Source organism: Mesorhizobium sp. WSM2561 (genome assembly GCF_000513915.1).
GTDB lineage: Bacteria > Pseudomonadota > Alphaproteobacteria > Rhizobiales > Rhizobiaceae > Mesorhizobium > Mesorhizobium muleiense.
This window is the reverse complement of record NZ_KI911325.1, coordinates 63,654-75,651: the sequence shown is the minus strand read 5'-3', so window position 1 is coordinate 75,651 and position 11,998 is coordinate 63,654. Positions and strand designations below refer to the sequence as shown.

General features: G+C 64.8%; 10 protein-coding genes. 4 read left to right on the top strand and 6 right to left on the bottom strand.

The genetic code is table 11. From position 1 onward, the window contains the following. Positions 1–111: 111 nt before the first annotated feature. Entirely contained in the window at positions 112–1,641 is a 1,530-nt protein-coding gene (hisS, locus tag M727_RS0134755) for a histidine--tRNA ligase (RefSeq protein WP_027156350.1), read from the bottom strand. 203 nt (positions 1,642–1,844) lie between these two features. On the opposite strand from hisS, the gene M727_RS0134750 reads away from it, so the two are divergent. After that, positions 1,845–2,099 (top strand): hypothetical protein, encoded by a 255-nt coding sequence (locus M727_RS0134750; RefSeq protein ID WP_027156349.1) that lies wholly within the window; start codon positions 1,845–1,847, stop codon positions 2,097–2,099. A 176-nt stretch (positions 2,100–2,275) separates the two neighbouring features. On the opposite strand, the gene M727_RS0134745 is transcribed toward M727_RS0134750, so the two are convergent. Beyond that, positions 2,276–2,911, bottom strand: a complete 636-nt coding sequence (locus M727_RS0134745) for a DNA-3-methyladenine glycosylase I (RefSeq protein WP_027156348.1) — start codon at positions 2,909–2,911, stop codon at positions 2,276–2,278. A 213-nt stretch (positions 2,912–3,124) separates the two neighbouring features. On the opposite strand from M727_RS0134745, the gene M727_RS0134740 reads away from it, so the two are divergent. Then, entirely contained in the window at positions 3,125–3,871 is a 747-nt protein-coding gene (locus M727_RS0134740; protein WP_023800352.1) for a L,D-transpeptidase, read from the top strand. Between the two features lie 270 nt (positions 3,872–4,141). After that, positions 4,142–5,062, top strand: a complete 921-nt coding sequence (locus M727_RS0134735; protein WP_027156347.1) for a bifunctional 5,10-methylenetetrahydrofolate dehydrogenase/5,10-methenyltetrahydrofolate cyclohydrolase — start codon at positions 4,142–4,144, stop codon at positions 5,060–5,062. Positions 5,063–5,080: 18 nt separating this feature from the next. Here M727_RS0134735 and glcF read toward each other — a convergent pair whose 3' ends face one another. The 4 genes from glcF to M727_RS0134715 all read right to left on the bottom strand — a co-directional run bounded on the left by glcF (position 5,081) and on the right by M727_RS0134715 (position 10,975). Continuing rightward, a complete protein-coding gene (gene glcF / locus M727_RS0134730) occupies positions 5,081–6,412 on the bottom strand; it encodes a glycolate oxidase subunit GlcF (RefSeq protein WP_027156346.1) in 1,332 nt (443 codons plus the stop codon). Positions 6,413–6,422: 10 nt separating this feature from the next. Continuing rightward, positions 6,423–7,628: a glycolate oxidase subunit GlcE gene (glcE, locus tag M727_RS0134725; protein WP_027156345.1), complete on the bottom strand. Its 1,206-nt coding sequence runs from the start codon at positions 7,626–7,628 to the stop codon at positions 6,423–6,425. Between the two features lie 236 nt (positions 7,629–7,864). Continuing rightward, complete coding sequence (locus M727_RS0134720) at positions 7,865–9,361, bottom strand: FAD-linked oxidase C-terminal domain-containing protein (protein WP_027156344.1); 1,497 nt, start codon at positions 9,359–9,361, stop codon at positions 7,865–7,867. A gap of 270 nt (positions 9,362–9,631) precedes the next feature. Further along, positions 9,632–10,975: a DUF3422 family protein gene (locus M727_RS0134715; protein WP_027156343.1), complete on the bottom strand. Its 1,344-nt coding sequence runs from the start codon at positions 10,973–10,975 to the stop codon at positions 9,632–9,634. A 198-nt stretch (positions 10,976–11,173) separates the two neighbouring features. Between M727_RS0134715 and M727_RS0134710 the strand changes: the two genes are divergently transcribed. Then, a complete protein-coding gene (locus M727_RS0134710; protein ID WP_027156342.1) occupies positions 11,174–11,977 on the top strand; it encodes an FCD domain-containing protein in 804 nt (267 codons plus the stop codon). Positions 11,978–11,998: the final 21 nt, after the last annotated feature.

The following is an 11,998-nucleotide window of genomic DNA, read 5'->3' as shown; positions in this document are numbered from 1 at the left end:
CTCCCTGGAACACCCCTCATCCGACCGAGCGGAGCCTGTCCTCGGGCTTGCCGGAGGCAAGACCCGGGGGCGAGGCCACCTTCTCCCACAAGGGGAGAAGGGAGCGGCGCTCTACTTGCCACGCGCCCGCTCCTCCGCCTGCGCCGCCAGGATCTTCCTTACCTCGCCAACCAGATCGCTTTCCGCCACGGTCACCTGAGCCGGCCGCGCCGCGCGCCATTCGGCGTTGTCGGCGATCTCCGCCGACATGCGGGCACCTTCGATCAGGTCCTTGATCTGAACTTCGCCCTTGGCGCGCTCGTCGCCGCCCTGGATGATGGCGACCGGGCTGCCGCGGCGGTCGGCATATTTGAGCTGCGCCTTCATGCCGGCGCCGCCGAGATACATTTCGGAACGGATGCCGGCGGCGCGCAGCTCGCCCACCATCTTCTGGTAGCGGCCGAGGCTGTCCGTGTCCTTGTCCATGGTGAGCACGACGACCGGCGCGATCACGTCTGATGTATCGAGCTTGCCGAGGTTCTTCAGCGCCGTCATCAGCCTGGAGACGCCGATGGAAAAACCGGTCGCCGGCACCGGCTCGCCGCGAAAGCGCGAGACGAGGCCATCATAGCGCCCGCCACCGCCGACCGAGCCGAAGCGCACGATTTTTCCCTCTTCGTTGGGGATCTCGGCCAGCAGCTCGGCTTCGTAGACCGGGCCGGTGTAATATTCGAGGCCGCGGACGACGGAGGGGTCTATGCGAATGCGGTCCGGACCATAGCCGGCAGCCAGGACAAGCGCTTCAATCTCTTTGAGTTCAGCAAATCCCGCTTCGGCGGTGGGGTTGGCCTCAAGTACCCTGTTCCATTTTCCTACATCGTTTTTGAGCCCAGCCTCGACGTGTTGGTTGTGAAGAACGACGGCGACAATGAACGCTGCTTGAACTTCGTCTAGCCCAGCCCCCTTTGTAAAATCCCCCTCGCCCTCTTTACCGCCGTCCCAGCGACCTTTGCCCAGCAAAAGCTTGACGCCTTCCGGTCCAAACTTGTCCAGCTTGTCGATCGCGCGCAGCACCTGCAACCGGCGCCCAGCATTCTCGTCGCCGCCAAGGCCGATCGCCTCCAGCACGCCGTCGAGTACCTTGCGATTGTTGACCCTAATGATGTAGTCGCCGCGCTTGATGCCGAGCGCTTCCATCACGTCGGCCATCATCATCGCCATCTCGGCGTCCGCCGCGACGCCCGGCGTGCCGACCGTGTCGGCATCGAACTGCATGAACTGGCGGAAGCGGCCGGGACCGGGCTTCTCGTTGCGGAACACCCAGCCGGAGCGGTAGCTGCGATAGGGTTTTGGCAGGCGCTCATAGTTCTCGGCAACGAAGCGCGCCATCGGCGCGGTCAAATCGTAGCGCAGCGACAGCCACTGGTCGTCGTCGTCCTGGAAGGAGAACACGCCCTCGTTCGGCCGGTCCTGATCGGGCAGGAATTTTCCCAGCGCATCGGTGTATTCGATCATCGGCTGGTCGACCGGCTCGAAGCCGTACAGCTCATAGACCGAGCGGATCGTCGCCATCATCTTCTCGACGGCACGGATATCCTCGGCGCCGCGATCGACAAGCCCGCGCGGCAGCCGCGCTTTCATCTTTTCCGATTTGTCGGCCATGGCATGGGTCTTCTTGCTAGGTAAAGCTGACTTGTTTCGAGTGGGCGTGTCCTAACCGATGGGGCTTGGCGCGGCAAGGGTTTGCTCCCTGCCTTCTCCCCGTGCGGGAGAAGCCAAGAAGCTGAAACAATTCCGCCATAAGCGCGGCATCGTGCCGACACAATCGCAGCCGATAAAGCGCGCCGAAACAAGGGGTTCTGGCCATGACCTTGGCGCGGAAATTCGACATCATCGACAGCCGCACCCGCGAGCTGCCCGCCCAGCTGAGGCCGGCCGATCATCATGCACCGGGACCTGCGGCCCAAATGGCGGGACCGTTCGGGGTTGCCGCAGACAAGCGTACGGGGCCGACCATGCGCGATGCGCTGCTGACCAGCCTGCTCGTGATCTATCCGGCTTTTGCCACGATAGCGGCTATCGTTGCCGGGCTCTTTCTGGCAGGCGCCGGCGGCGCTTGAGTTTTTAAGCTCCCCTTGCCTTTTCCCCTTGTGGGAGAAGGTGGCCTCGCGAAGCGAGGTCGGATGAGAGGTGCTCCAGCTTGGCACCTACGCACTCCGTCCAGCACCCCTCTTCCGTCTCGGCGCTGCGCGCCGATCCACCTTCTCCCACAACGGGAGAAGGAAAAAGAAGGGAGCTACTTCGGCCTTTTGAACGCCTTCCGCTCCGCCTCGACCTGCTCGCGGCAGACGCAGCCCTCGATATGGTCGTTGACCAGCCCCATGGCCTGCATGAAGGCGTAGACGGTGGTCGGGCCGACAAAGCTCCAGCCGCGTTTCTTCAGCTCCTTCGAAATCCGCACCGAGACTACCGTGGTCGGATTGGCGCGCAGATGGGCGAGATCGACGATTTCGGGCCGTTCGTCCGGGGCGGGTTCGAACTTCCAGAACCAGGCCGCCAGCGAGCCGGCCTCGTCGGCCAATTCACGCGCGCGCCTGGCGTTGTTGATGGTCGAGACAATCTTGCCGCGGTGGCGAATGATACTGGCATTGCCGAGCAGGCGCTCGACATCCTGTTCGGTGAAGGCTGCGATCTTGTCGATATCGAAGCCGGCGAACGCCTCGCGAAAATTCTCGCGCTTGCGCAATATGGTCAGCCAGGACAGGCCCGACTGAAAGCCTTCGAGGCAGATCTTTTCGAACAGCCTGCGGTCGTCGGCGACCGGCCGGCCCCATTCGTGATCGTGGTAGTGCAGATAATCCGGCAGATTGCCGTGCCAGAAGCAGCGCGCGATACCATCGGGTCCGGCGAGCAGGCCTGTCTTCTCATCCATGGCGGAATTCCATTGGTTAATGCGCCTCGGCGCTGCCTTTACCGCGGCTTTACCAGATTCCTGAACCGGCCGGTAACCACACCGAAAGCTTTACTGACAATGCAGCATTTTACGCATTCCGATTCACGTTTCGGTTGCTGCTCCGCGCCCAATGTTCGCGACATCGGGGACGCTTCTGCGCCCCGGCATGTTCGACGATCAGGGTGCGTTCCGATGAAGACATTTTTGTTCCCGCTCCTCGGCGCCGCAGCCGTGCTGGCCACTGCCGCTACATCCTCCAGCGCCAATGACCGCTACGCCGACAGGCCGCCGGTGATGGTGAGCCCCGACCTTTCGGCGCCCTGGGTGCTGCAGCTTGGCCGCGCGCCGGGCATCGTCCGCCAGAACCGGCAAGAGATGCAAAAGCCGCAGCGCCGTTCTCAGCGGCAGGCGCAACCGGCTCAGCTGCACACGGCGGCGGTGCAGGCGCCGTCAAAGAAGCGCATTATCGCGCGCCCGCAGATCAACCCGATCTACCTGCCGCAGGAAGTCGCCTACGACGGCCCGGAGAAGCCGGGCACGATCGTCATCGATACGCGGGAGAATTTCCTCTATCTGGTCGAGAACAACGGCAAGGCGCGGCGCTATGGCGTCGGCACTGGCAAGCCGGGCTTCGAATGGGCCGGCAAGCACAAGATCTCGCAGAAGAAGGTCTGGCCCGAATGGCGACCGCCGGCGCAGATGATCTCGCGCGAGGCCGCCAACGGCCGTTATCTGCCGACCTATGTCGCCGGCGGCGTCGAGAACCCGCTCGGTGCGCGCGCGCTTTATCTCGGCTCGACGCTCTACCGCATCCATGGCACCAACCAGCCATGGACGATCGGCGGCGCGGTGTCGTCGGGCTGCATTCGCATGCGCAACGAGGACGTCGTCGATCTCTATGAGCGGGTCGATGTTGGCACGACGGTTGTGGTGATGTAATCTGCGGTTGATTTTGTTGCCGAGTCTGTCCAGAAGTCTCGGGATCATCAGAATACGGGGGACGGGCCGTGTGGGAATACGGTCGGTCACGAAAGGGCAGCGCGGCAAACTGCGCTGCCCTTTCTGTTTCCGGGACGCCATAGGATAGTTTAGTTTGTCAGGATCGGGTGGTACGTCGCGCCCGCGGCATGGCGGTTCGCATTCTCGCTGCCATTCTCCTCGGTATTTTGCTATGTCGGCTGCAACGCTTCCAGACAAAGGCCTAGCACAATGTCCCTGTCCGACGACAGCCGTTATCTCCGGGGCGGTCCGGTCGCCCAACGCATCATCGCCTCGGTGCGCGAGGATGCAGCGATCGCCACCGCCGAAGGCTTTCCGGCCAAACTGATATCGATCACCGTCGGCGACACGGCTGCAGTCGATGTCTATGTGCGCAACCAGCGCGCCAAGGCGGCACTGGCCGGTATTGGTTTCGAGGAAAGACGATTTCCCGCCGACATCACCGCCGGCGAACTCGAAGCAGCGATCCACGGCCTGAACGCCGATCCGCGCGTCACCGGCATCATCATCCAGCGGCCGGTGCCGGTGCATATCCCGATCAGGACGCTGCAAGCGGCGGTGCATCCGCTCAAGGACGTCGAGGGCATGCATCCAGCCTCGATCGGCAACATCGTCTACAACCAGCTCGACCTCGCACCCTGCACGGCTGCCGCTTCGGTCGAACTGCTCAGGGAAACCGGTCTCGATCTCAAGGGGCTCGAGGTCGTCATCGTCGGTCACTCCGAGATCGTCGGCAAGCCGATCGCCTTCCTGCTGATGAGCGAGGGCGCGACGGTGACGGTGTGCCACCACATGACGCGCTCGGTGGCAGCGCATGCGCGGCGTGCCGATGCGCTGTTCGTCGCCGTCGGCAAGCCGCGGCTGATCAAGGCCGACATGGTCAAGCCCGGCGCGGCCGTCATCGACATCGGCATCAATGCCGAGATCGGACCGGACGGGGAGAGCCGCATCGTCGGCGACGTCGACGCCGAGAGCGTCAAGCATGTGGCGTCCTGGATCACGCCGGTGCCGGGCGGCGTCGGCCCGATCACCGTGGCGATTCTTTTGCGCAACACGATGGTGGCGCTCAGCCGCCAGCGGGCGCGCTACCAGGCGACCTATGGCGTGGTGGACAAGCTCGCGGCGGAATAAGCCGGCAGCGCCGCTGGATCACTCCGCTGCAAAGGCTGCCCTGCTGTCCGGAACGCCGTCCGGCTGCGGCCCGCCATAAGCCCAGTCGAGCAGCTTTATCGTATGCACCACCGGCAGCTTCGCGGCAGAAGCAATCTGGGTGATGCAGCCGATGTTGCCGGTGGCGACGATTTCAGCACCGGTCGCCTCGATATTTCTCACCTTGCGGTCACGCAGTTGAGCCGAAATCTCCGATTGCAAAATGTTGTATGTGCCGGCCGAGCCACAGCACAAATGCCCCTCGCGCGGCTCGCGCACGACGAAGCCGGCCTTGGCCAGAAGCTCCTTCGGCTGGCGGGTGATTTTCTGGCCATGCTGCATCGAGCAGGCGGAGTGATAGGCGACGATGGTGCCGGGCTGGCGCACCGGCTCGGGCAGATCGATGCTTGCCAGATATTCGGTAATGTCCCTGGCCAGCGCCGACACCCGCGCTGCCTTGTCCGCATAGGCGGGATCGAGGCGCAGCATGAAACCATAATCCTTGATGGTGGTGCCGCAGCCCGACGCGGTGATGACGATGGCGTCCAGCCCGCCTTGCTCGATGGCGCGCGTCCAGGCGTCGACATTGCGCCTGGCCGAGGCAAGGGCTGCCGCCTCGCGGCCCATGTGATGCACCAGCGCACCGCAGCAGCCCTCGCCCTCGGGAACCACGACCTCGACGCCGAGCCGCGTCAGCAGCGCGATCGTCGTGTCGTTGATGGCGGGATCGAGCACGGACTGCGCGCAGCCGGTGAGGATGGCGACGCGGCCATTTTTCCTCCTGCCCTGCCCGGCATGAATGCCGGGCGAAGCCATTGGCGAGGCCGCAGGAACCGACGCCGGGGCGAGCTTGAGCATCGCACCCAGCGGCTTCAGCGCCGGGAGCTTTTCCAGCAGTCCGGCGAATGGCTGGCCGAGCTTTGCCAGCTTGAGCGCAGCGCGAAACCGCGAGGGATAAGGCAGGACCAAGGCCAGCATGGCGCGCGTCAGCCGATCGGGCAGCGGCCGCTTGTAGGTTTCCTCGATATGGACGCGGGCGTGGTCGACCAGATGCATGTAGTTGACGCCCGACGGGCAGGTTGTCATGCAGGCGAGGCAGGACAGGCAACGGTCGATATGGGTGACGATCTGCTTGTCGGCCGGTCGGCCGTTCTCCAGCATGTCTTTGATCAGGTAGATCCGCCCGCGCGGCGAATCCAGTTCGTTGCCAAGCGTCACATAGGTCGGGCAGGTGGCCGTGCAGAAGCCGCAATGCACGCATTTGCGCAGGATCTTTTCTGATTCCGCGACATGCGGATCGGCAAGCTGGGCAGCTGAGAAATTGGTCTGCATCTCGTACCTCCTAAGCCATGCGGCCGGGGTTGAGGATCGCCTTCGGATCGAATTCGGCTTTGAGCCGCGCCGACAATGCTGCCAGGTGCGGCGCCTGCGGCTCGAACACCGGCACAGCGGCGCGATGCGAAGGGGCGGCGCGCACCAGCGTCGCATGGCCGCCGCCATACTGTCTCACCAGTGCGCGCAGAAGATCGGCTTCGGGATCGCCATGCTCCATGCGCAGCCAGATCAGTCCGCCCTGCCAATCATAAAAGGCATCGACGGCCGCCTGCATGCGCAGCGCCAGCACCATCTGGTGGCCTTGCGCCGGCGCCATCGACACGCGCCACACCGGCTTTTCCAGGCCGTCGGCAAACGGCGCACAATCGCGGATATCGCGCCAGACCGAATGCGAAGTCTCGCCCGAGATTTCCTTGAGCGGGCCGGCATTTCCGAGCAGATCTTTCAGCGCTGCGATGCGGTAGGCGACCGACGGGCCGAACCCCTCGACGCGCAGCAATGTCGCGGCGGTGCTGCCGAGAACGCCGCCGGCGACCCGTGCGGCAAGGCGTTCGGGAAGATGGGCAGCACTCGACACTTCGGCGCTGGAGCCGAGCGCCAGCGCCATAGCGGCCGCGGCATGATCGTCGAGCAGGCCGCGCACAGCCAGCGTGACTTCGGTCTCGGCAGCGGGCAGCACCTTGAAGGTGACTTCGGTAAGAACGGCAAGCGTGCCCCAGCTGTTGGCCATGAGCTTGGACAGGTCATAGCCGGTGACGTTCTTGACCACGCGGCCGCCCGATTTGAACGCCTCGCCACGCCCGGAAACCGCTGCTATGCCAAGAATATGATCGCGCGCCGCCCCGGCCTTCAGCCGGCGCGGACCGCAAAGGTTCGCGGCCAGTACGCCGCCGATCGTTCCTTTTCCCTTTTCGCCGCCGAGCAGCGGGCCATAATCCAGTGGTTCGAAAGCGAGTTGCTGGCCGTTTTCGGCAAGTAATTTTTCGATCTCGGCGAGCGGCGTGCCGGCCTTTGCTGACAGCACCAGTTCAGCCGGCTCGTAGAGCGTCACGCCTGACAGTTTCGACAGGTCGAGCGTGTGCTCGGTCTGCAGCGGACGGCCGATGCCACGCTTGGAGCCATGGCCGAGGATTTCGAGCGGCGTTTCTTCCGCCGCCGCCCAGGCGACGGTGGCGAGAGTTTCGGCGGTGGTGGCGGCGGTGAAGGTGGTCACGGCGTTGCGCCATGTGCAAATTCGAGAACGCTGTGTTCCTTCGCGCCCCCGTCTGTCCTGCCCTCTTTGCCAAAACTTGGCATCTCCCCCTCAAGGGGGGAGATCAGATGTCGCGTCCGGCTTCGCCAATCTTCAACGTTGAAAGAAGGGTGAGGCGCGCGAGCTGCCAATCTCCCCCCTTGAGGGGGAGATGTCCGGCAGGACAGAGGGGGGTGTTCAAGCGCCAACATGCCCACTCAAAACCTCGGAATATCCGGAAACGCCGTCTGGCCGCGATGCACGTGCATGCGTCCGAGTTCAGCGCAGCGGCGAAGCTGCGGAAACACCTTGCCCGGGTTGAGCAGATGGTTGGGGTCGAATGCGCATTTGACCCGCATCTGCTGGTCGAGGTCGATCTGGTTGAACATTTCCGGCATCAGGTCGCGCTTTTCGACGCCGACGCCGTGCTCGCCGGTCAGCACGCCGCCGACCTTGACGCAGAGCCGCAGGATGTCGGCCCCGAAACTTTCCGCCTTGTCGAGCTCGCCCGGCACGTTGGCGTCATAGAGGATCAGCGGATGCAGATTGCCGTCGCCGGCATGGAAGACGTTGGCGACGCCGAGCCCGTATTTTTCGGAAAGTTCACGCATGCCGTGCAGGACGCGCGGCAGTTCCTTGCGCGGGATGGTGCCGTCCATGCAGTAATAGTCTGGCGAGATGCGGCCGACCGCCGGAAAGGCCGCCTTGCGGCCGGCCCAGAAACTTAGCCGCTCCTGCTCCGATTGCGAGATGCGGCATGTGGTCGAGCCGTTCCTATAGGCGATTGCCTCAACCAGGCCGATCAAATGATCGACCTCGACGCCCGGCCCGTCGAGCTCGACGATCAGCAGCGCCTCGACATCCAGGGGATAGCCGGCATGGACGAAATCCTCGGCCGCATGGATCGCCGGACGATCCATCATCTCCATGCCGCCCGGGATGATGCCGGCGCCGATGATGTCGGCGACGCATTGGCCGCCCTGCTCGCTGGTCGGGAAGCCGATCAGCAGCGCGCGCGCCGTCTCCGGCTTCTTCAGGATGCGCACGGTGACCTCGGTGACGACGCCGAGCAGGCCTTCGGAACCGGTCATCACCCCGAGCAGGTCGTAGCCTTCCGCGTCGAGATGGTTGCCACCGAGCCGCACCACCTCGCCGTTCATCAGCACCATCTCGATGCCGAGCACATTGTTGGCGGTGAGGCCGTATTTGAGGCAATGCACGCCACCGGAATTCTCCGCGACATTGCCGCCGATCGAGCAGGCGATCTGGGAAGATGGGTCGGGGGCGTAATAAAAGCCCTCCTGCTCGACGGCGGTGGTGATGCCGAGATTGGTGACGCCCGGCTGGGCGACGACGGTGCGGTTGGGAAAATCGATCTCGAGGATGCGGTTGAAGCGGCTCATCACCAAGAGCACGGCATCTTCCAGCGGCAGCGCGCCGCCGGACAGCGAGGTGCCGGAACCGCGCGGCACGACGCGGATGTTGCGGTCATTGCAATATTTCAGCACGCGCGAGACCTGCGCCACCGTTTCTGGCAGCACCACGACCAGCGGCAACTGCCGATAGGCGGTGAGGCCGTCGCTCTCGAAGGCGCGCATCGAATTGGCCGCGTCGACGACGCCCTCGCCGGGCACGATGATGCGCATATCGGCGACGATCTCGTCGCGCCGGCGCATCGTGGCGTCGTCTGGCTTCGGCATCAGCAGGCCGGACATCGACAGTTCCTTCGATCGACTGGTAAAAATCTTTTACCAGCGGCAGGCGCTTGTTGCAAATCCTGGTTTGGCCGAAATCGGAAGCCGATACCGGGACGATCTTGCGCGGGTCGGCCAGAGGGAAGCGCTGACTTTCTCCCCCTCGAGGGGGAGATGGCGGCCAGAGGGGGTCGTCTCACGTAAATCGCCAACGTCGTGTCCCGCCGGGAAACGAGGTTGGCGCTCTATGCGATACGACCCCCTCTGTCGCCTTCGGCGACATCTCCCCCCTCAAGGTGGGAGATTGCCTGCCTGCTCGCCTGCCGGCTTGGCGGGTTCGGAGTGCAGGCGGCGCACTCGGCGCACGCCCCACCAGACCAGCAGGATGGCGAGCGGCACCGAGGCGGCGGTGACGACCTCGGGCGCGACGGCATGGCCGAAGATCGAGGCGCCCTTGGCGAGGTAGCCGATGAGCCCGACGACATAGTAGGAGACGGCGGCGACCGAGAGACCCTCCACCGTCTGCTGCAGCCGCAACTGCAGGCGGGCGCGGTTGTTCATCGACGCCAGCAGATCGCGGTTCTGCTTCTCGACCTCGACGTCGACCCAGGTGCGCAGCAGCGTGGTGGCGCGGGTGAGCTTGGTCGACAGATTGGCCTGACGCTCTTCGACCGAACGGCAGGTGCGCATGGCTGGGGCGACACGGCGCTGCAGGAAGCCGCCCCAGGTGTCGTAGCCGGGCACCGCCTCTTCCTCCAGCGCCTCCAGCCGTTCGCGGACGATGCCGTCATAGGCGCGGCTGGCGCCGAAGCGATAGAGGCTGGAGGCTGCATCGGCCTCCAGTTCGGCGGCAAGCTCGGTCAGATCGGCAAGCAGCGTCTGGTTGTCGCGGGTTTCGGCGACCTTCATTTCCAGTGTGGTCTGCGCCAGCCTGTCTTCGATGCGGCGGGCGCGACCGGACAGCATCAGCGCCAGCGGCAGGCCAAGCATGGCCAGCGTGCGGTAGGTTTCGATATCGATCAGCCGCTGCGCCAGCGCGCCGGTGCGTGCCGGCGTCAGGCCGCGGTCGAGCACCAGCATGCGGGTCATGCCGTCACCGTCCTGGCGGAAATCGGTGACAATGGCGGCGTTGCCGCGCTCGACCAGCGAATAGCACAGGCTGGTCGGGTCGAAGCCGGCGATCAGCCTTTCGCTCGCCTGCGTCCATTTGCGGATCTCGAGCCTGATGCCGGAAATCACCGTTCCCGGCGGCGAAAAGCCGTTGCCGAAAGGCGAACCTTCCTGGCGCTGGCCGCTCTCGGAGAGCGGTCCTTCCCACAGATAGGTGGAGAATTCCGTATGCCGCTCCCAGCGCAGCGAGCCCTTGCCCCACTTCATCGCGTGGTGGCGGGCATGAGGGTCAGGCGCAGCGATGCCGAGGCGCCGCGACAGTTCGGAAAGCACCGCCTGGTCGACGCCGGAGCCGGCTTCGGTCATGAACGAAAGCTGCACCAGCACGCGCGGTTTCTCGACCAGCGGATGCGGACGGGCGTGAACCTCGCCGAGCGCGCCAGGCCGTCCCTCATGAGCGGGAAAGCCCATGACGCTGCCCTCGACGCGCGGCTGGAATTCGAGATTGGACGGGTCATCTGCCACGGCTGGTCCCCCGGGCCTGGTGCGCTCGCGTCCCTCTAGAGCCAATTGCCGGGGCACGCAAACGACAAATTAGCCGAAAGCGATATGCTGGAACGACGTCGGCCCCGGCCAAGTGGGCGAACTGGATAAATAATTTGACCAGTTGCCGACACTGGCTTTATCCTGCGCGACACCGGTTCAATCCCCAGGCCCTCCCCGTTGAGCGACATTTTCTCCAGGATCGAGCATTCCCGCACCGCCGACGAGGTGGTGCAGCAGTTCGAGAGCCTGATCCTCGAAGGCGTTCTGCGCACTGGCGACAGGCTGCCGGGCGAGCGCGAGCTGGCGCGCCGGTTCGAGGTGTCGCGGCCGATCCTGCGCGATGCGCTGAAGGCGCTGGAGGGGCGCGGGCTTTTGACGACGCGGCCCGGCGGCGGCACCCATGTCGCCGACGTCATCGGCCAATTATTCACCAAGCCGGTGACGGACCTGATCTCGATGCACCGCAAGGCGGCGACCGACTATCTGGAATACCGCCGCGAGATCGAGGCGGTGGCGGCCGAGTATGCGGCGCGGCGCGCCACATCAGACGACCTGGCGCTGCTCGACCGCATCATGGCGCGCATGGACGAGGCTCACCGGACCGGCAACTTCGACGACGAGGCGGAAATCGACGTCGAGTTCCACCACGCGATCTGCGAATGCGCGCACAACATCATCCTGTTGCACACGCTGCGCTCGTGCTACCGGCTGCTGTCGGAGGGCGTGTTCCAGAACCGGCTCCTGGTGTTCCACGTGCCGGGCGCGCGCGAGGCGCTGCTTTCGCAGCACCGGGCGATCTACGCGGCGGTCAAGGCCGGCGATCCGGCGGCCGCCCGGCAGGCGGCGATGGACCACATCACCCATGTCGAACGCACCATGGCCGAGGCCGAGCGCAGCGGCGACTGGCAACGCGTGTCGCGGCTGAGGCTGATGCAGCGCTCCGAAGCCGGCGACAGCGAGCCGGCACGGAAACGCTCGTGAGCGCCGGCCAAGAATTGCGAC

Bases quoted from the DNA above. Each gene is read 5' to 3' on its own strand.
- M727_RS0134740 (WP_023800352.1), top strand. From the start codon at position 3,125: ATGAAGACATTTTTGTTCCCGCTCCTCGGCGCCGCAGCCGTGCTGGCC.
- glcF (WP_027156346.1), bottom strand. From the start codon at position 6,412: ATGCAGACCAATTTCTCAGCTGCCCAGCTTGCCGATCCGCATGTCGCG.
- hisS (WP_027156350.1), bottom strand. From the start codon at position 1,641: ATGGCCGACAAATCGGAAAAGATGAAAGCGCGGCTGCCGCGCGGGCTT.
- M727_RS0134720 (WP_027156344.1), bottom strand. From the start codon at position 9,361: ATGTCCGGCCTGCTGATGCCGAAGCCAGACGACGCCACGATGCGCCGG.
- M727_RS0134750 (WP_027156349.1), top strand. From the start codon at position 1,845: ATGACCTTGGCGCGGAAATTCGACATCATCGACAGCCGCACCCGCGAG.
- M727_RS0134745 (WP_027156348.1), bottom strand. From the start codon at position 2,911: ATGGATGAGAAGACAGGCCTGCTCGCCGGACCCGATGGTATCGCGCGC.
- M727_RS0134735 (WP_027156347.1), top strand. From the start codon at position 4,142: ATGTCCCTGTCCGACGACAGCCGTTATCTCCGGGGCGGTCCGGTCGCC.